The sequence below is a fragment of the Variovorax sp. V15 genome, from assembly GCF_041154425.1.
In the GTDB taxonomy this organism is placed as follows: Bacteria; Pseudomonadota; Gammaproteobacteria; order Burkholderiales; family Burkholderiaceae_C; genus Variovorax; species Variovorax guangxiensis.
Genome location: NZ_AP028659.1, coordinates 2,901,788 through 2,921,498, shown reverse-complemented (window position 1 = coordinate 2,921,498; position 19,711 = coordinate 2,901,788). Strand labels below are relative to the sequence as shown.

At 61.8% G+C, this 19,711-nt stretch carries 20 protein-coding genes; all 20 read left to right on the top strand.

Annotation, left to right across the window (positions count from 1 at the left end; translation table 11 throughout):
• Positions 1 to 67 precede the first annotated feature (67 nt).
• The 20 genes from ACAM57_RS13730 (at position 68) to ACAM57_RS13635 (ending at position 19,708) form a co-directional block, all read left to right on the top strand.
• Positions 68 to 907, top strand: a complete 840-nt coding sequence (locus ACAM57_RS13730; protein ID WP_369662036.1) for a hypothetical protein — start codon at positions 68 to 70, stop codon at positions 905 to 907.
• Positions 889 to 1,110, top strand: coding sequence for a hypothetical protein (locus ACAM57_RS13725; protein ID WP_369662035.1), 222 nt, complete (start codon positions 889 to 891; stop codon positions 1,108 to 1,110). The genes ACAM57_RS13730 and ACAM57_RS13725 overlap by 19 nt, the downstream gene beginning before the upstream one ends.
• Positions 1,103 to 1,486: a dATP/dGTP diphosphohydrolase domain-containing protein gene (locus tag ACAM57_RS13720; RefSeq protein WP_369662034.1), complete on the top strand. Its 384-nt coding sequence runs from the start codon at positions 1,103 to 1,105 to the stop codon at positions 1,484 to 1,486. The genes ACAM57_RS13725 and ACAM57_RS13720 overlap by 8 nt, the downstream gene beginning before the upstream one ends.
• Positions 1,483 to 1,737, top strand: coding sequence for a hypothetical protein (locus tag ACAM57_RS13715; protein WP_369662033.1), 255 nt, complete (start codon positions 1,483 to 1,485; stop codon positions 1,735 to 1,737). Before ACAM57_RS13720 ends, ACAM57_RS13715 begins: the two co-directional genes overlap by 4 nt.
• Positions 1,734 to 2,162, top strand: coding sequence for a hypothetical protein (locus tag ACAM57_RS13710; protein WP_369662032.1), 429 nt, complete (start codon positions 1,734 to 1,736; stop codon positions 2,160 to 2,162). Before ACAM57_RS13715 ends, ACAM57_RS13710 begins: the two co-directional genes overlap by 4 nt.
• 29 nt (positions 2,163 to 2,191) lie before the next feature.
• Positions 2,192 to 2,386 carry a hypothetical protein gene (locus tag ACAM57_RS13705; RefSeq protein ID WP_369662031.1) on the top strand — a complete coding sequence of 65 codons (195 nt, stop codon included), beginning with the start codon at positions 2,192 to 2,194 and terminating at the stop codon, positions 2,384 to 2,386.
• A 211-nt stretch (positions 2,387 to 2,597) separates the two neighbouring features.
• Positions 2,598 to 4,166 (top strand): portal protein, encoded by a 1,569-nt coding sequence (locus ACAM57_RS13700; RefSeq protein WP_369662030.1) that lies wholly within the window; start codon positions 2,598 to 2,600, stop codon positions 4,164 to 4,166.
• Positions 4,132 to 4,344, top strand: coding sequence for a hypothetical protein (locus ACAM57_RS13695; RefSeq protein WP_106934771.1), 213 nt, complete (start codon positions 4,132 to 4,134; stop codon positions 4,342 to 4,344). The genes ACAM57_RS13700 and ACAM57_RS13695 overlap by 35 nt, the downstream gene beginning before the upstream one ends.
• A complete protein-coding gene (locus ACAM57_RS13690) occupies positions 4,344 to 5,090 on the top strand; it encodes a hypothetical protein (RefSeq protein ID WP_369662029.1) in 747 nt (248 codons plus the stop codon). Before ACAM57_RS13695 ends, ACAM57_RS13690 begins: the two co-directional genes overlap by 1 nt.
• A complete protein-coding gene (locus tag ACAM57_RS13685) occupies positions 5,087 to 5,512 on the top strand; it encodes a 3TM-type holin (protein ID WP_369662028.1) in 426 nt (141 codons plus the stop codon). Before ACAM57_RS13690 ends, ACAM57_RS13685 begins: the two co-directional genes overlap by 4 nt.
• 115 nt (positions 5,513 to 5,627) lie before the next feature.
• Positions 5,628 to 6,569 (top strand): phage capsid protein, encoded by a 942-nt coding sequence (locus ACAM57_RS13680; RefSeq protein WP_106934774.1) that lies wholly within the window; start codon positions 5,628 to 5,630, stop codon positions 6,567 to 6,569.
• A gap of 71 nt (positions 6,570 to 6,640) precedes the next feature.
• Positions 6,641 to 7,231 carry a hypothetical protein gene (locus ACAM57_RS13675; protein WP_369662027.1) on the top strand — a complete coding sequence of 197 codons (591 nt, stop codon included), beginning with the start codon at positions 6,641 to 6,643 and terminating at the stop codon, positions 7,229 to 7,231.
• Positions 7,228 to 9,585 carry a hypothetical protein gene (locus ACAM57_RS13670; RefSeq protein WP_369662026.1) on the top strand — a complete coding sequence of 786 codons (2,358 nt, stop codon included), beginning with the start codon at positions 7,228 to 7,230 and terminating at the stop codon, positions 9,583 to 9,585. The genes ACAM57_RS13675 and ACAM57_RS13670 overlap by 4 nt, the downstream gene beginning before the upstream one ends.
• Entirely contained in the window at positions 9,578 to 10,030 is a 453-nt protein-coding gene (locus ACAM57_RS13665) for a phage protein Gp13 family protein (RefSeq protein ID WP_369662025.1), read from the top strand. Before ACAM57_RS13670 ends, ACAM57_RS13665 begins: the two co-directional genes overlap by 8 nt.
• Positions 10,023 to 10,556 (top strand): hypothetical protein, encoded by a 534-nt coding sequence (locus ACAM57_RS13660; RefSeq protein WP_369662024.1) that lies wholly within the window; start codon positions 10,023 to 10,025, stop codon positions 10,554 to 10,556. Before ACAM57_RS13665 ends, ACAM57_RS13660 begins: the two co-directional genes overlap by 8 nt.
• Entirely contained in the window at positions 10,553 to 12,880 is a 2,328-nt protein-coding gene (locus tag ACAM57_RS13655; protein ID WP_369662023.1) for a hypothetical protein, read from the top strand. The genes ACAM57_RS13660 and ACAM57_RS13655 overlap by 4 nt, the downstream gene beginning before the upstream one ends.
• 45 nt (positions 12,881 to 12,925) lie before the next feature.
• Positions 12,926 to 17,611, top strand: a complete 4,686-nt coding sequence (locus ACAM57_RS13650) for a transglycosylase SLT domain-containing protein (RefSeq protein ID WP_369662022.1) — start codon at positions 12,926 to 12,928, stop codon at positions 17,609 to 17,611.
• A 70-nt stretch (positions 17,612 to 17,681) separates the two neighbouring features.
• Entirely contained in the window at positions 17,682 to 18,716 is a 1,035-nt protein-coding gene (locus ACAM57_RS13645) for a phage tail fiber protein (RefSeq protein WP_369662021.1), read from the top strand.
• Positions 18,716 to 19,276, top strand: a complete 561-nt coding sequence (locus ACAM57_RS13640) for a hypothetical protein (RefSeq protein WP_369662020.1) — start codon at positions 18,716 to 18,718, stop codon at positions 19,274 to 19,276. Before ACAM57_RS13645 ends, ACAM57_RS13640 begins: the two co-directional genes overlap by 1 nt.
• A gap of 12 nt (positions 19,277 to 19,288) precedes the next feature.
• Entirely contained in the window at positions 19,289 to 19,708 is a 420-nt protein-coding gene (locus ACAM57_RS13635; RefSeq protein ID WP_369662019.1) for a hypothetical protein, read from the top strand.
• The last annotated feature ends 3 nt before the right edge of the window (positions 19,709 to 19,711 follow it).

Genomic DNA, 19,711 nt, shown 5'->3' with positions numbered 1-19,711 from the left:
GCCACGCGATCAGCGAGGCACTTCACGCCGCCCATGTCGCAGTGCGCGAATGGCAAAGGGCCTACGGATGACCAAGCTCACCGCCATCATCGATGCGGACGTGCTGATCTACCAGTCAGCCCTTCAGGTGGAGCACGAGCACCGCTGGGATGACGGGACGTGGACCTACAACGCCAACGAGGCGGACGGCCAGCACGCCCTCAGGTTCGCTATCGAATCCCTCGTGGACACCGTGGGGGCCACCGACTTCGTGATCCCGCTGACGGACCTCGACCGCAACTGGCGCCTCGACATCCTGCCGACCTACAAGGGCAACCGAAAGGGAACCCGAAGGCCCCTCCTCCGGCGCCACCTGTGGGAATGGGTACAGGCCGAGTACGCGGGCAAGGCGTACATGCGACCGGGCCTGGAGGGCGATGACGTGCTCGGCATCCTGCTGACGCACCCAACGCTCATCAAGGGCGACAAGATCGCCTGCACCATCGACAAGGACATGAAGACCCTTCCGGGTCGCCACTACGACTTCGGTAAGGGACGCTTCTTCGACATCAACGAGGAAGAGGCCGACTGGTGGCACATGCACCAGACCGTCACGGGCGACACCACGGACGGCTACGCGGGCTGTCCTGGCTCCGGCCCCAAGGATGCCGACGAGATGTGCAACGAGCCCCACCTTCTGGTGCCCTACGAGCACGTCATGAAGCGTGGCCCTCGAAAGGGTGAAAGAGAAACCCGCTACCGCAAGGAACCGACCGACAACCTGTGGGCCGGTGTGGTCTCCCTCTACGCATCCAAGGGTCTCTCCGAAGAGGTCGCCCTGACTCAGGCCCGTGTCGCTCGCATCTGCCGACACACGGACTACGACTACAACAAAAGGAAAGTGAAGCTATGGCAACCCCCAAGCTGATGCCGGAGCGCCTCCGCCTGGCTGCTGCGCGATGCATCGTGCACGGCACCCCGAATTGGTGGAGCACCGACATGACGGACGAAGATGAGTTCCGAGAGGTGAACTACTTCGAGCAACTGCTGAGCAGCGACAACTCCGGGATCGCCACACCCGAGGACGCCGCGAACCTCCTGCTGCTGGTCGCGGAGGCGCTCGATGAGTGAAGGCTATGGCGTTCCCACCGGCTCTGTTCCACGCCCTCAGATCGAGCAACATGGCGGCTACAACAAGCCAGGCACTGCGGTCAAGGCCGACCACGGCAAGCTGATGTGGGCGCTACTGCCCTTCAAGTATCTCCACGGAATGGTGCGGGTGCTCATGTTCGGCGCACGCAAGTACGACCCGCACAACTGGCGCAAGGGCATGCCGTGGACGCAGCCCTACAACGCAGCCATCCGCCACCTCGACGCCTGGATGAACGGTGAGGACATCGATCCGGAATCGGGCGAATCCCACATCGACCACGCGCAATGCTGCCTTCTGTTCCTCCGTGCCTACATCGAGGAACACAAGGACATGGACGACCGTTTCAAGAAATGAGCCAGACCCGCCTCGGGTCCCTGGCTGAAGCCGTCATCAATGTGCTCATCGGGTTCGGCATCAATTTCGCTGCGAACCTGATCGTGCTCCCGTTGTTCGGCTTCACGTCACTGACCCTCCACGACAACTTCCTCATCGGCCTCATCTACACGGCCATCTCCGTGGTGCGCAGCTACGCGATTCGACGCTGGTTCAACCAGTACATCGTTCGCGCCGCCGCCCGCCTCGCATCCCTCAAGGAACCCAAATGACCCTCGCAATCATCCTCTCCGTTGCCCTCGCGGTGTTCGCCATCTACCCGCTCATCTCGCTGTACCTCTCGGCGCAAAACGCCGTCAGCGCATACGGTGTCCTCAAGGGCCTCGCGGTCCCCTTCAAGGAACGCATCTCGGCCTGCTGGCAAGGCTTCCGCCACGGCTTCAAGCGTGACATGAGCAAGTACGGACAGAGCCTCGTGAATGGTCTGAAGGTGACCGCATCGTGGCTCGTGGTGTTGGCGCTCTTCGCTGTGCTGGTTGTCCCCGGCTTCGCACTCGGCACCGCTTGGGGTCTCGTGCACTACTTCGTCGGCAGCGTCTACGTGCTCGCAAGGGAAACCCGCGACCTCGTTAACGAAGTGCTCGGCGATGTCTTCGAGGCGGCGGTAGGTCCCGCCAACCGTAGCACCCGCCGCTGAGGGAATAACCCACTCATTAGGTGAACGCCATGTCCACCACGTCCAAGCGGTTCCCGCCAATCAGCGCGGAACTGATGAACGAACTGGAGAAGCGATGGCCGGACTCGATGCCCGGTCTCGAAGCTACACCGACCGTTGAGATTCTCCGCTTCAAGCAGGGCGCAATCAGCGTGATTCGGTTCCTACGGAGCCAGTTCGACCTCCAAAACAAAACCGTCCTCTAAGGAAGCTGACCCCTTGTGTAGCTCCAAGCCACCGCCGGCGCAGACCCCTGCCGCTGCGGTGCCCCTCCCTGCCGAGGCCGTGAAACCCGCTGTGGTGGAAACGGCTGGCGCGAAACCCAAGAAGTCCGGCCGCTCTGGCCTGATGATCCCCGAAGGCTCCGCCTCGGTCACCGGCCTCTCTGGCCTGAACATCCCCACCTAAGGACTGCCGATGACTGCACCCAAGCAGGGTGTAGCGGCAGGCGTCTACTCGAAACTTGAGTCGGACCGCTCCCCTTACATCCAAGATGGAATCGCCTGTGCAGAGCTGACGATCCCCTCACTGTTCCCGAAGGTCCTCGACGGGAACGCCAAACTGCCTACCCCTTACCAAAGTGTGGGCGCTCGCGGTGTGAACAACATCGCGGCAAAGATGATGCTGGCCCTGTTTCCCGCCAACACGAGCATCTTCCGTCTCAAGATCGAAGATGAAGTGTTGGCTGAACTGGGCCAGCGTCCCAACATCAAGACGAAAGTGGAGTCCGGCCTTGCCGGTGTTGAGCGCCGGGTCACCTCGGAGCTGAGCACGAAGGCCATCCACACCACCGCCTTCGAGATTTGCAAACACCTCGTGGTGGTCGGCAACGCCTTGATGTACGTGCCCGACGATGGGCCGATCAAGATGTACTCACTGCATTCTTACGTGTGTCGCCGGGACTATACCGGCAACCCGTTGGAAATTGTGTTGCAAGAAAAGGTCGCCAAAGTCGCGCTGCCCATCTCCGTCCAAGAGGCCATCTCTAAGGGCGAGAACAAGGGCCAAAAGTCGCAGGAAGAAGTCACGATCTTCACGCACGTCCGCCGATTGAAAGACCGGTGGGAAGCGTATCAAGAAGTCGCCGGGGAGCGCGTACCGGGCACCTATGGAACCTACCCGCTGGGTAAGTGCCCGTGGGTCCCGCTGCGTCTCATCAAGCAGGACGGGAAGCACTATGGCCGTGGCTATGTCCACGAGTACATCGGCGACCTCCTCTCCCTCGAAGGTCTCTCTCAGGCAATCCTCGAAGGTGCCATCGCAGCAGCCAAGGTGCTGTTTCTGGTGAACCCGAACGGAACGACTGAGAAGCAAGACCTTGAGGATGCCCCGAACGGCGCCTTCCGGGACGGCACGGCCAACGACGTGACCACCCTGCAACTCCAGAAGTACAACGACTTCCGCGTGGCGCTCGAACAATCGAACACCATCACGGAACGTCTGAGCTTCGCCTTCCTGATGAACTCTGCCGTTCAACGCGGCGGGGAGCGGGTCACTGCTGAAGAGATTCGGTACGTGGCCCGCGAACTGGAAGACTCCCTCGGCGGGATTTACAGCCTCCTATCGCAAGAGTTTCAGATGCCGCTTGTGAGCCGTGTGATGTACGTGCTCCAGCGCCAGAAGAAGCTCCCAGCGTTTCCTAAGGAGGCCGTCTCGCCGGTCATCATCACTGGCATGGAAGCCCTCGGGAGGGGCAACGACCTGGCGAAGCTGGAGCTTGCGATGTCAAAGATCGCAGTGCTCGGCCCGGAGGTCATCAAAGAGCGAGTCAACGTCTCCGACTACATCGACCGAGTGTTCACATCCTGCGGGGTAGACACACAAGGCTTGATCCCCTCGGAGGAAGAAGTAGCTCAGCGCCAGCAGCAAGCCCTCATGCAGCAAATGATGCAGCAAGGGCTCAACCCCGCCATCACCCAAGGCGGACAACTACTGAAACAAGGAATGCAGAATGGCAACCAGCAAGGCGCAATCGGCGCAGAATGAAACCGTGGTGAACAACCTCGGTGATGTGACCGAGCGTACCCCGCTGCCCCCGGAATCCGCGGTCGGCGTGATCCTCCCGATGTCGGAGCTGCCCAAGGGCTACGAAGTCCTGAAGACCCGTCATCCCAACGCCAAGGGCTTCACGCTCGAAGGCTCCTCGGTGGCGCTGCACTTCTGATGCAAGGCTCCGTCACGATCCCCGCAGCCAGCGGCAGCGCTGCACCAGAAGGGCACGACGCGGCGATGGTGGCCCGGTACGAGCAAGGTCAAGCGGCTGCGGCTGCTGGACTCTCGGCACCCGCGCCCGATGCCACCGCTACGGCCCCTGCTGCTGCCCCCGCAGCCCCGGATTCGACTCCTGCCGCAGCTCCCCCCGCTGCCCCCGAGGGTGCCGTCAACGACATCCTCACGAAGGCCGGACTGACCCGGGATGGTCTCGCCGCCGAGTACGCGGCCGGTGGCATCTCCGAAGAATCCTTCGCCAAGCTCGCCACTCAAGGCATCTCGAAGGAGGACTTCGAGCAGTACATGGCAGGCCGCCAGGCTCAGACCAACGCCTACGAATCGGCCGTCATCACCGCCACGGTGGGCACCCCCGAGAAGTACGCTGAAGTCATCGCCTGGGCCGCCGAGTCGCTGAGCCCTGCGGAGAAGGCCGCATTCAACGCCGAAGTATCTTCGGGTGACCCGGCACGGGCTCAACTGGCTGTCGCTGGTTTGCAAGCTCGGCACACCGTCGCCAACCCTGCGGAACCAACGCTCCTCCAGAAGGACAACGTGACCTCTGGGGCGACTGCCGCTTACGCCTCCTGGGCACAGGTCACGGCCGACATGAAGAACCCGCTCTATGCCAAGGACCCAGCGTTCCGCGAACAGGTGCGGCAACGCCTGGCGGCCTCTCCGGACGACCTCCAGCGGCGATGAACGTCCTCTCCAACTTGGTTCCCTTCGGGGGCCTCTTGGAGAAGGTGTTTGACCGCGTGTTCCCGAATCCTGAGGACAAGGCGAAGGCGCAGCTCGAAGTCCTAGCCATGCAGCAGAAAGGCGAACTGGCGGAACTCGCAGCGATTACCGAGGGCGACAAGGCGCAAGCTGAAGTCAACAAGGTAGAAGCCGCTAGCGAGTCCCTGTTCGTCTCCGGCTGGCGCCCGGCCGTTGGCTGGATATGCGCCGCCGCGCTTTTCGCTCAGTACATCGGCGCCCCTCTGGTGACCTACATCGGCGCGAACGCCTTTGGCTGGACCATTCCGCCGCGAATGGACTTCAGCGAACTCCTCACCCTCCTGTTCGGTCTCCTCGGTCTCGGTTACTTCCGAACCCTCGACAAGAAAAACGCAAAGCCCTAACGGCCTAGCGTCCTCCCATCCCCATCTTCGGAACCCTCGCGCCTAACGGCGTGGGGCGCTTCCGCATGCCTCTCTCGTCTCGCATTCGAGACAGTCTCAGAAAGCGCATACACACATGCCTACCACCCCCTCGCGTCTCGGCCAAGTCGAAGCTACGGGCGATCAGTTCGCTCTATTCCTCAAGCAGTTCTCGGGCGAAGTCCTGACGCAGTTCGACGAGGTGAACAAGGTCCTCCCGATGGTGACGCAACGCACCATCTCGAACGGCCGCTCGGCTCAATTCCCGGTGATCGGCAACACCACGGCCAAGTACCACTCGCCGGGTACGGAAATCGTGGGCACCGCCATCGTCCACAACGAGGTCACGCTGACCGTGGACATGCCGCTCATCGCGGACACCTTCATCGCCAACATCGATGAAGCCATGAACCACTACGACGTGCGTGCTCCCTATGGCAAAAAGCTGGGCAACGCTCTGGCAAACCAGCTGGATCGCCACCTGCTGCAAACGGCTGTCAAGGCAGCTCGCTCGGCCGCTCGCATCTCGACGGACCAAGGCGGCTCGGTCATCACGGTTGCCAACCTCGACACCGACATGGACGCCCTGGTGGCCTCCCTGTTCGACGCCGCAACGCTGCTGGACAACAAGAACGTGCCGGAAGACGGCCGCTTCGTCTACCTGCGTCCGGCCGTCTACAACAAGCTCGCGCAGAACACCAAGGTCCTGAACAAGGACTGGGGCGGCGCTGGCGTGTTCGCGGACGGCAAGGTCCTCCGTGTCGCCGGTATCGAAATCTACAAGAGCACCCACGTTCCGAATACCGCCATCACGACTGGCACGGTGGCCGCAGGCTTCACCGACAAGTACATGGGCGACTTCTCGAAGACCGTGGGCATCGTCTTCACGCAGGACACCGTGGGCGCCCTGAAGCTCATGGACATCACCATGGAAGCTGAATACAGCGTCCGCTGGCAAGGCACCCTGATGGTTGCCAAGTACGCCATGGGCCACGGCATCCTGAACCCGGCTACGGCTGTGGAACTGGCGAAGGTCTAAGCGACCAGCTCACACGACTCCTAAGGGGGCCTCCGAAAGGGGGCCTCCTTTTTTTTCTTTGAAAGCGCCTTATGGCATCCACCCTCACTCCAACCACCGAACTCGACGCGGTGAATCAGATGCTGGGAACCATCGGCGAGGCACCCGTCAACACCCTCATTGGTGTCACCTCGCTGGACACAGCCATCGCCATCAACACGCTGGCGGAAATCTCTCGGGACATTCAATCGAAGGGCCATCACTTCAACACCGACAAGGCGCTGAAGCTGCAACCGGGCGCTTTCACAGGCGAAATTGAAGTCCCGATTAACTGCGTGGACATCGATACGGTGTCCCCTGACGAGGGCGTTGATGTCGTCCTACGGGGCCGCCGCCTCTACGACCGCGTGAACCACACCTACAAGTTCACCGCGCCGCTCACCGTGGACATGGTTGTCCTCCTCCCTTTCGGTGACCTCCCGGAGTCCGCTCGCCGGTACATCGCGGTTCGAGCGTGCCGCGTCTTTCAGAAGCGCCAGGTGGGCTCCACCACGCTCGCCACCTTCACGGCAGAAGACGAACGCGAAGCCCTCATGTCGTTCCGGCGCTCCCTCGGGCGCAACGCGGACCACAACATCTTCAACTCCCCCGATATGCGCCGGATGCTGCGCCGTAGTAAATGACGCAGATCAACGCAAGCATTCCCAACCTGATCGGTGGAGTGTCTCAGCAGCCCGAGCTACTGCGCCTTCCGTCCCACATGCGGGCACAGCTCAACGGTTACTCTTCTCCCGCAACGGGACTCGCAAAGAGGGCCGGTACGGTACACGCGGGGATCGCACAGACCTCCGGAGAGGGCTACTACGAGATGCTCGACTACGGTTCTCGAGGGGTCTTCTGGCTCCACATCTCGGGAGGCGTTGCGCGAGTTCTCGACAGCACCGGCAACAGAATGCCCGTGTACGACGCCAACGGCTCTACCTTCACCGAGCTTTGGTTTCCCTACCTGAATGCCGCGCCTGCATCCATCAGGGCCGTGAAGGAAGGCGATACGACTTTCCTCATCAACAACACGGTCACGGTGCAGAAGTCGGCCATCGCCCCTGTGGACACCAGCCGCCCGGCCCTTGTGTGGATCAAGGCGGGCAACTACGGGCGCACCTACAAGGTGAACGTTCCAGGCTACGGCGAGGCTGCATGGACGACCGCAGACGGACAAGCGGCCTGGATGTCACCTCTCGCGGACACCTCGCTGATCGCCAACATCCTTGCAACCCAACTACGCGACAAGGGTGTCACTGTGAACCTCAATGGCTCCGTGATGCACATCCCCAACGCCCCCTCGGGGATTACCGTTGAGGACGGCCAAGGTGGCTCAGCAAGCGCAGTCATCTACCGGTCCGTCCGGAGCGTTGCCGAACTACCGTCAAGCAAGGTCCCGAACGGCTTCCATGTGAAGCTCGAAGGTGGGGATGCAACGGCCGCAGGCGACTACTACCTGCGCTTCGATAGCTCGGAGAACGTGTGGCGTGAGGTGCCTGATCCCACGCAGACTTCGTTCACTCTCGATGCGAACACGATGCCCGTTCGACTCACGCCCTACGCCTCGGGGTTCATGATTCGCAGCTTGCCGTGGAGCGCTCAAACCGTGGGTGACCCGGAGACCAATCCCGGCCCGGACTTTGTGGGGAAGCAGATCAACGATTTGTTTTTCTATCAGGACCGCATGGGGATTCTTTCGGGGGAATCGTTCGACTTCTCCGAGACGGGCGACTACTTCAACTTCTACCGCACCACGGTCACCAGCCTCCTCGACTCGGACCCCGTATCGGGAACCGTCACGAGCACCTCAAAGCTGTCCATCCTGCGCCACGCCGTGGCATTCGGCCAGCGCCTCTTCATGTTCTCCGACACCGCCCAGTTCGAGCTTCAGAGCGATAGCGCATTGACGCCGAAGAACGCGAGCACCCAACGGGTGACGGACTTCGAGTGTTCATCCAGCGTGCGTCCTGCGGGCTTGGGGTCCACCCTCTACTTCCCGGTGGATCGTGGGGATTGGACATCGTTCTACAACTTCTACTTGGACGGCATCGACAGTAAGGCACAGGCGGGAGACGTGAGCGGTCATGTCCCCGAGTACATCCCCAAGGGGGTCCACAAGATTGCGATCAGCCCAGTGAATAGCCTGCTGGTCGCGCTGAGCCGTAGTGAGCCTAACGCCCTCTATACCTACCAGTTCTATACCAACGGAGCTGAGCGGCTTCAGAGTGCGTGGCACAGGTGGGAGTTTGGCGACTCAAGCAACATCCGAGCAATCGGAGTTCAAGGCACCACATTGCACATGCTCATCGAGCGCCGCACATCGACAGGCGGGACCTCGACCAACGTGGAGCGACTCGACCTGACTGCGGCGCGTGCTTACCGAGTGGACCGGCGAGTCACGATACAGCCTGCCGCGATAACGGCGACTGGGCCGGGTGTCTACCCTCCCGTGAGCACCTTTCAGGTTCCCTTCCAACCAGACTTCTCGCACTACTTTGCAATCATCGTGAAGGGCAGCTCGAAGCTCAAAGCCGGAGTGATCCGCGACGTGAGTGTCAACGTGGGCTCGCAAACGTTCACCGTAGCGGGCGACCTGACCGGATGCACTGTGGAGGTCGGGAGACAGTTCACGTTCATGGGCACGCTGGGATGCTTCTTCGTCCGGGAAGCAGCAGGTAGCGGGCAGGCCGGGGTGACACGCGGGCGCACACAGGTGACTCGCGCATGGGTCAACTATGCGGAAGCTGGGGCCTTCGACGTGCGAGTGTCCCGCCTTGGCTACCCCACGGTGGACTACCGGTGCACTACAAAGAACCTCGGGACTCTCTCCGCCACCATCGGCGCAGCCAACGGCAACTCCGGCCGATTCGCAGTCCCTGTGATGTCGCGGAATACGGCATCGGAGGTCACCCTGATTAACGACACCCCAAACCCCTCGGCGTTCATAAGCATCGACTGGGAGGGCTATCACGTAGCGCGAGGGCAGCATGTCTAGCTTGACCCTAAGGACTGCAACTCCCGACGACGCCGCCGAGCTGGCGCTGACGCTACGGGAGGCCGACCGGACCGAAATCGCACTGGCAGGCTCCCCGAGTCCCTACGACAGCCTCATGCGGGGAATCGTAAGGAGCGAGAACCCGACCGCAGTAGTCGGCCCTCACGGGGACGTGGTGGCGATTGGCGGGTGCGTTGCCCTGGCACCTCGCTTGGGTAGCCCGTGGCTACTCGCTAGCGATGGCCTGCTGGACATCAAACGGAGCTTCCTGAAGGACTGCCGCCCGCAGCTCATGCGCCTCCATGACGACTTCCCCACCCTCTACAACGAAGTATGGGAGGGCAACACCGTACACATCCGTTGGCTGAAATGGCTCGGGTTCACGGTGGCCGAGACCTACGGCACGCGCCCCCACTTCCTCCCATTCTGGAGAACCAATGTGTGAACCTACGACCATCCTGCTGGTGGGCACGGCGCTCTCAGCGGGCATCGGCCTGGTCAACCAGCAACAGACAGCGAAGAACGTGAACGCCGCGAACGCTCAGCAGCGGGTAGCGGTCAACGCCGCAGCAATAGAGAACTATGCGCAGGCAAATCGCCAAGGCATCGAAGACCGCGAGAACGCCACGGTAGAGATGAACCAGATCGAGCGCGAGAAGGCATCCCGTCTCGCCTCCGCTCGCGTCTCGGCGGGTGCCGCAGGGGTCGGCGGCGCCTCCGTGGATGCCCTCCTCCTTGACCTCGCAGGTAAGGGCCTGGAGGCCGGAACTACGAGCGCGACCAACTACGCCCGCCTTGTGGATGCCCGCGATGACCGCGTGGCGAACATCGGCACCAACCAGCGCAGCCAGCTCGCAGGCATCCGCGATCAATCCGGGCCGGGTGTCCTCGACTTCATCGGGGCAGGCCTCCGGGTCTCGAACGCATACGCGACCTCGCAGCAGCGCACGCAGACAAAGGCGGGAGCATGAGCCGACTTCAGATCAACGACAACTTCGGCGGCCAGCAGCTACGCACGCAGGCATCCCCCGTGGCGCTCACCGAGCAAACCGGGAGGCCCGTTGAGGACACCCGATGGAAAGCCCTTGCGAACGCTTTTGCGGATGGCGCAGGACTGGCCGATACGCTGGCCCGCAAGAAGGAAGATGAAGACGCAGCAGCCGCCAAGCGGTGGGCGCAATCGATGACCGTAGGGGAACTCGGGAAGGCCATCAAGGAGGGCAAGATGATGCCCTCGCAATCACCCGTGTTCGTGGGCACCGCGCAGCACATTTGGGGGGTGAACACCCACGAAGCGGGCATGCGTGACCTCACGACCAAGCTCACCACCGGGGAACTGAAGTTCAACTCCCCCGAGGAGGCGGACAGCTACCTCACGGAATGGCGCAACACTGCACTCGCTGGTCAATCCAAGTTCGCCGTTGCGGGCTTCGACAAGGCATACGCACAGACCCGCGACCGGGTGATGGATCAGGTCTCAAAGATCAATGACAAGGTGTGGGTGGACAACGCCACGGTGCAGGCCACGGACTACCTTGCGAACAGCTTCAACCGGGTGGCCGGTAGCGACTTCAAGGGAACACCCGAAGAGGCCGCTGCGGCGCTCATGAAGGACTACCAGCTCCTGCGCCACACGAAGACCCTACCGGATGCCGTGGGCAAGCAGGTAATGGGGGACCTGGCTACGCGGATCGCCATGTCGGGACGGAAGGACATCCTCACGTCCTTTCTCGACACCGAGATGGACGGCATCGGCTCCCTTCGGGGGTTCATTGGGGCAACCAAAAGCGCCACGTATGAGAACCATGCACGCACCTCTTTTGAGGGCCAGCAGAGGAAGCGGGTTGATGACGAGATGCTCCCTTGGCTGGATCAAGCGAGCAAGGGCGAGCTGACACCGAAGTTCCGCGAATGGGCGCTGTCCCCCGCAAACAAGGACTTCATCTCCTCCTCGCAGATTCACGCAGTGGAGCGCTCGAACCTTGCGGCCATCGCGCACCAGCAGGAGGAGCTTCGGAAGTCTCAGATTGCGAGCGCCATCGCGGCATCAGATGCGGAAGCATCGCGCAAGATCGAATCCGCGCTGGTCACCGGCAATCTGCCTAGCGTCATGGGCACCCTGAAGCCACTCGTTCTTCGCAAGTCTGGAGAGTCCGAGGAGCTGAGCGACAAGGAAGTCAAGGAGCGGGCCGAGCGCATTGGAGTGGAGCGCACCAAGGACCTCCCGTTCGAGCAACAGGTAGGCTTCTTCGCGCAGAACGGGCTCAAGCACCCCGACTGGGCCAACCTGATGGACCAAGGCTTCTACAACCTGAACACCATCGGGGTGGACTCCAAAGGAAAACCCACGGGGACCCTGAACGAGACTGGCAAGCAGGCCGTGGAGCTTTTCCAGAAGCTGGACACCTACGGCGACTACGCCCGGAGTCTGATGAGCGAAAAGCAATACGCACGCTTCAGCGACATCGCGTTCCTGAAGAAGATGGGACGAAGCATCGATGATGCAGCTGGCCTTTCGACGGCTGCGGATGCTGGTGCCGTGATCGGCAGCGACACCGACAAGCTCGTGAAGAAGGTTCACGCGGAAGTCGGAAAGATTCAGGCCGATCCCTTCTACAAATGGGACTGGGTACAGAAGGCGTTTGGGGACAACGTATCCGTGAACACGGTGCAGATGACGAGCACCCTTCGTCGGTACGCCACGCTTCTCGCCCACAGCGGACAGTATGGGAGCGCAGAAGATGCCCTCGCGGCATCCGCCAAGTACCTCTCGGACCCAGCGGTTTCCGCCAAGGTGAACGGCACGGTGTACCTCAGGAGCGAGATGCCCACCGGTCCGAAGTCTCGCACTCAGGACGAGTGGTTCGAGCGGTACATCGAGGAGGTTCCTAAGGCCCGCGCCAAGGAGCTGGGCTTCAAGTCTTCCGAGGTACGCCTGGAGTTCGACCCAACGACACGCGCATACCGGGGCTACGTTGGCGGCATCCCAATGGAGAACGCTGATCGCTCCCTGTTTGTCGTGACCAAGGACGACATCTCCAAGTGGTACTCCGCAAAGGAACAAGGTGATGTGGCAGAAGCCGCCACGAAGATGGCCGCGAAGGTACAGGACATCAAGGACACCCGAGCGGCGGGCGAACGAATCTCCGAGTGGGCCAAGCAAGTGGAGGCCGGAACGCTCCCGAAGAAGGCGCCACGCCCTGCCGAGCCCGAGCCACCGATGCGCAACATCCCCGACTTCTGGATGACCCCCGAGGGTCAAGCCGCAGTCGCGGCCCGCAAGTCGCGGAAGTAATCAACAACCCGAGGGACACCCCTCGGTTCTCACACAGGAACGCACATGGGTCAACCGACCTCGACGGGGGAAGTCCGTCAGTTCACTCTCGAAACCGAGAGGAAGTACGGCCTACCCGAAGGCACATTGTTCAAGCAGGCAGGCATCGAGTCGGCCTTCGGCAAAGCCATGCTGAGCCCGAAAGGTGCTCAAGGGTGGTTTGGGTTCATGCCAGCCACTGCCAAGGAATACGGCCTAGCCGATCCCAACGACTTCCAGCAATCCGCAGATGCAGCAGGCAGGAAGATGCGGGACCTTCTGAAGAAGCACGATGGCAACATGGACTACGCCCTCGTGGACTACAACGGGGGCGGAAAGGCCGTTACCGCGCTACAGGCTGGGAAGCCCTGGAAGGAATCTGCGGGCTACCTGGCGAAGTTCCATGGGATGACCGCAGACGAAATCGCCAAGCGAACCGCCCCGCCTCCAGCCTTGGGCGAGCAGTTCACCTCGGCAACCACAGTTTCTCCTACTGACGGCCCCTCCGCCACAGCACTCGGTTATGCCCAACGCCAGCATGACAACGAGTACGGTGGGGTCATCAATGGCGTGCGTCATCTGCCTGATGCCATTAGCTTGGGCTTTCAGACGCAGAACACGGTTTACAACTTCTGGAAGGACCAAGGCGTAGCTGTCGCCACAGGGGACTTTCTAGACCTCAACGCCCCGGAAGCTCAGGACACCCTCAAGCAGTTCCCGCAGAACTACTGGGGCTACCTGATGCAGAGCAGCACACGCGAAGGTTTCGACAAACGAGCGGCGCGGCTGCGCGACTCGATGCAGAAGGAACAGGAGCTGGGCAACCTGGGAGTCGGTCCAGCGCTGATAGGTGGCGTTGCTGGGGGTCTTGTCGACCTCCCAACCCTGTTGGCGTTCATCCCCGGTGCAGGCGGTGCGGGCCTGCTGACGAAAGCCTCACGGCTCTCCAACGCCGTTCGCCTGGGCCTCGTGGGAGCTGCTACGAACGTTGCCTATGACGCCGTAGCCAACCAGTACCGACCCACAGCCACAGCAGACGACCTTTACATCTCGGGAGCGTTCGGCTTCGGCCTCGGCGCACTCTCGGGGGGCGCGGCAAGCTTGAAGCGGATTGGCGCATTGGAGGAAGAACTGGGGCGCCTCCGCCAGTGGGGAATGAGCGAGGGCAAGAAGGGCCTCAAGGGAGAAATCGAAGGCGCGGGCGGGAAACCAGCAACCGGGATCGAGCCTGGTTGGGCGAAGGGCGTGGATGACTGGCTGAACAACCGGCCAGGCAAGGCCCCCGAGACACCCCCTGTGGGAATCATTCGGGAAGGCCCCTCGGCAGGTCCGCAACGGCCGATCATCGATGAGGGGCGCCTACCCCCTCTTGACGACGCCAAGGCCCCTCCACGGATTCCTGATGAGCCCCCGCTGAAGCCAGGCCGAGCGAAGCCTTGGGACGAGAAGTGGGATGACCCGGTGTACCGCACGAATCGCGGGGCGCCCAACATCCTCGACCTCCCTCACCTCCGCAAGCTCAGCCAGCTCGCAGACTACGTGCGGACCTACTCGAAGAATCCGGACATCGTGGCCCTGATGGACCGCGCCCTCAAGGGCATCGACCTGAGGAAGATCCGCTTTGATGTGGTTGACCCGAAGGCCAACCTCGGGAAGCTCAATGTGGATGCCCGAGTGGCGCAGATGCTCAACGGCGCATTCGGCCTGGTCTCGACGCCCCACGGCTCCTCCGGGGACGGCATTCAGATGGCCCTCCGGGGCTACGGCTGGGGCAAGGCTGCGCACGGCCTCAACGAGGAGACCTTCGTCCACGAACTGCTGCATGCCGCGACCGTCTACAAGATGCTCCGCGTGCAGTCGGGTCGGACACAAGGGATGCACCCGAAGTCCATTCAGGCCATCAAGGAGCTGGAGCAACTGCACAAGGATGTGGCTGCAAAGGGAATCCCGCCACAGTTCAACATCCAGATGGGAGACTCGTTCGAGTTCATCTCCTACGGGCTCACCCAACGGCCCTTCCAAGAGTGGCTCAAGACCGTGCAGGTAGACGGCCCCAAGACCACCCTGTGGACGAAGTTCACGGACGGCCTTCGGAAGCTGCTGGGGATGACCCCGAGCGAGGGCACAGCCTATGCCAAGCTGATCGACCTTAGCGACCACCTCTTGCGGAAGTCGGGCATCGAGGGGAAACCCAAGGTGACCTCTCAGTTCGAGCCGACCGGCGAGCACATCTCGAAGGTGGACGCAGTCGCAGCAGACGCGGCGGACATCCCCACCGTCTACGGTTGGGGCCTCGGCCTGGAGCACAAGCTAATGAACAAGAAGCTGCCTCCAGCGGTCCGCCAGCTCGCGTCCAAACTGTTCGGCTCAACGACCGGGCACAAGGGCCATGCGGTGGTCGAAAGGAACGCCTGGGACGACACCGTAATGCGTGCCGAGGGCTGGACTGCGGACATGCGCAAGACGGCCTACGGCGCCTTCGACAACTGGTTCAAGGAGTCCGGGAAGAAGTTCCACGAGAAAGGCGAGGCATTCGAGGACTTCGGAACTCAGGTGGGCAACTACGTGCGCGGCTTCGATGGGGACTTCCACCCCGAGGTGAAGCGTGCGGGCGACCATCTGCGAAAGCTCTATGCCAACGTGGCGGACGAAATCAACAACCCCGCACTCCGGGAGGGAGGATTCAAGAAGGGCCTCACGGAAACCGAGGTCCGCGACGACATCACCGGGGAAGTCATGCTGGTGGGCAAGCTGGAGAAGAACGCCAACTACCTGCCGCGCAAGCACGACGCCCGCAAGTGGGACGAGATGGTCCGCACCTGGGGCCGCGAGGCGGTCGAATCGTGGTGGGCTAACGCTTTCCTGAAGGCATCTCCTGACCGCACCCCGGAACAGGCTCGCAAGTGGGCAGGCTGGTACGCCCGGACGGTGGAGGAAGCGCACATGAACCGCTCCGCCGACCACCTCGAAGAGATGATGACCGGCTACGACGAGAAGGCCCTTCTGGAGTCCCTCGTGCGCAACGGCGGTTTCACCGAGAGTGATGCCCGAGCGCTCATGCGGGACATGTTCAAGGACCCCTCGAAGGATGCCGGGCGGACAGCCTCAAGCCTGCGCCATCGGAACACCATCTCTGAGACCCACACGGAGAAGTGGCGGAAGGCTGGCGAGGATGCCGATGCTGAAATCACCATCAACGACTTCATCAAGTCCAACGCCCTCGACGTGTCCGAGTCGTACTTCCGGCGCACCGCTTCGAGCATCGCCTTGGCTGACCGGCTCGACATCTACAAGCAATCCGACATCGGCTCCCTGATCGACAAGGCCACGGCCAAGACGTTCGGCGCCGAGGGATTCAGCGAGGCCGCTGCCGTGCAGGCGAAGAAGGACCTGAAGTTCGCCGTGGATCGCATCCAAGGGATTCCCCAAGAGGAGTTCTCGATGCTCAACAAGGCGATGAGCCAGTGGCGCGACTTTAACGTGATTCGCCTGATGGGCGGTGCAGTCTGGAATCAGGTCTCCGAACTCTCGCAGATCGTGGGCTCGATGGGATGGAAGGCGACACTCGGCGCCGCCAGTGAACTCCGAGCCATCCGCCGCGACATCGCCACGGGCAAGGCCCCGCATGACTTCCTAGACCACCTTGAGAACACCATCGGGGGCGTTGGGTCAGAGTACGTGGCCCGCCTGGACTTCAGCCCGAAGGACGATTGGGTCCGCTACAAGGGCGACACGCCCATGAATCGACGCCTCGACGCACTCGACAGCGGCACCAAGAAGGTCGCCAAGGGTGTGCTCGACTACACCGGCATGACGGGCACGATGATCCAGCAGAAACGCATCCATGCAATCGCGCTGGTGAATCACTTCGTGAACGCAGCGAACGGCTCGCCGAGCAAGTTCCTCTCGAAGGATCGGCTCGCCTGGATGGGCATGAGCGAGGCGGACTACGCCAACCTCAACAAAGCCATCGCGGCTCACACAAAGGGCACCGGCAAGGGCGACTACGGGACGAAGCACAACTTCGACATCAAGGCGTTCGCCAAGGCCGAGCCCGAGATGAACTCCATGCTGATGAATGCGCTGCACCGCGAGACCCGCCGCGTGGTGCAAGAGAACGACCTGGCCTCCATGGTGCCCCTCATGGGAACCACGCTGGGCAAGACGGTGTTCCAGTTCATGAACTTCTCGATTCACGGCTGGAACAAGTCGATGTTGTTCGCAATGAACCACAAGGACTTCTCAACGCTCTCGACCGTGCTCCATGGCGGGTTCTTCGCCTCGCTGGCCTACATGGGCCGGACGCAGCTGAGCGCGATGGGCATGGACGAATCGAAGAAGCAAGAGTTTCTCGACAAGCGGATGAGCACGAAGCAGATCGTGGCGAACAGCTTTGGCCGGATCAGCCAGGCATCGCTACTGCCCACGGCATATGACACCACCCTCGGCAACTTCACTGGAGCCATGTTCGCTGGCACTCGGACCACCTCAGACGTGACGAGCTTCGCAAGCAACCCGACGCTTCAGGCAGTCAACGGAGTGTTGTCCCTCGGAAAGATGGTTCGCAACGGTGTCTCGGATGACCTCCAGACCACGCAGCGGGACATCAAGACGTGGGGCCGACTGCTACCCCTCAACAACACCGCATTGGTAGCCCCGTTCCTCAACGCCTTGGCGAACGACTACCCCACCGACGAGGACGCCACGAAGTAACCCTTCGCCGTCCCTTTCTGGCCCCCGCAGGTTCACGCCTCGGGGGTTTCTCTTTTTAGGAGCGACTAATTTGTCCGCAGCCTACGCACAATATTTCGGCGACGGCGTGACCCGCAAGTTTGCCGTGCCCTTCCCCTTCTTCGCCCGCGAGCACGTCAAGGTTCGCGTGGACGCGGTGGAGCAAGAGGGCATCGGATGGCTCAACGATGGCCTTCTGGAGACAAGCTACCCGCCGCCGCAGGGAAGCCTTGTCGATGTCCGCCGCGAGACACCTACAGGGACCTCCCCGGTGGACTTCGAGGACGGCTCGATTCTGACCGAGGTAGACCTTGACCTCCTCGCCAAATACAGCGGGTATCTCGCCGAGGAGTCCCGCGACTATGTTGTAGGGGCATTGCGGCTAGGCCCTGATGGTTCGTACAACGCAGACGGCCGCCGCATGAGTAACTTGGCGGATGGCACGCTGCCTGGCGATGCGATGACGCAGCGGCAGTTCTCCGCGCAGGTCTCAGGACCCATCACAACGCTGCGCGACCAAGCTCAGGCCGCCGCGCAGGCCGCCTCTCTCAGTCAGACTTCCGCAGCCGTGAGTGCCGCGCTGACCACCGCAGCAGTGGAGTCGGCTTCGGTCCGCGCAATTTCCGCTGACTTGACCGGCCTCAACTACATGGGCTCGGACTTGGGGGCAATAACTGATAGTCCGCTGGTCCCCGGCAACACGCAGCAGGGTTCGATCAAGACCGTTGCGGATGACATCGCCTCAGTGCGAACACTTGCCGCCCGCCCTGATGTTTTGCTATCAGGCCCTGGCTTGGTCGCTGCGGTGGACCTGGCGAAAAGCTCGGCGACCTCTGCGGCAGCTTCTGCGGAAATCGCCTTGGGCGCATCCGCAGCGGTTGTGGATGCAGGCGGTAGCTCGGCGGACCACTACCTGATCCTGGGCGCGACTGCTACGGGGGCGGTGGTCCGCAAGACATCCACCACCCTCACCTTCAAACCCTCCACCGGCCTGCTCTCCGCGCCAAAGCTCGCAGGGGACGGGTCGGCTCTCACCAATGTGGGGGTATCCGCCCTCGCCACCAACCTCGACCTCGGAAGCATCTAATGGCAACTGCAACAACGCTTCAACTACGCCGTGGTACCACCACGCAACATGCCACATTCACCGGAGCTTCGGGTGAAGTCACGATGGACGTTACCAAGAAGACCCTCGTGGTTCATGACGGAAGCACAGCAGGCGGGACAGCTCTCGCCAAAGCCTCCGACATTCCCACCGTACCGACTGTCGCGTCCATTCTTGCCAACGCAGCCTTGACGGGAACGCCCACTGCGCCAAACCCCTCGGTGGGAACAAGGTCCACCCGCGTCGCAACCATGCAGATGTTTTCGGATGAATTCCCGAAGGGCACTAACTGGTGCAAGCTGCCGAGCGGCAAGATCATCCAATGGGGAACCGTAACGATTCCCGGAAGCAACGCCGCGTTGCTAGTCGGCTTTCCGATTTCTTTTCCGAATGCGTGTCACGGGATCGTGGTGACGATTGCTGGCTCGGCTTTCAGCAACGCCGTGGTCGGCGCCGCCCTGGTCAACAACGCCTCGTTCAACATCTTCAACGCTTCCACGGCTGGCAATCAGGGTGCCTTTTGGCAAGCCATCGGCGAATAACGAAAGACCCAAATGCAAATGTTTTACAGCCCCTCAACGAACGGCTTCTACTGCGAAGTGATTCACGGCGACCGCATGCCGGAGGATGTCCGCGCTATCAGCACCGAGGTCTATGAGACTGTCGTGGGGAAGAGTTATGCGCCAAACAGCCAAGGACTCCCCGAACTCATCGCGCCCGTAGCTACGCCTTACGTTCCCTCGGTCATCACCATGCGTCAAGCACGCCTCGCGCTCCTTGGAGCCGGGAAGCTGAACGGGGTAGATGCGGCCATCGCCGCCCTTCCCAGTCCTCAACGCGAAGCCGCAAAGATCGAATGGGAGTTTGCCGCCTCCGTGGAGCGCCGCTCTCCTATCGTGGCCCTACTGTCCACCTCTATGGGACTTTCCGATGAGGTCCTGGACGCACTGTTCACAACCGCTGCAACCCTCTAAGCA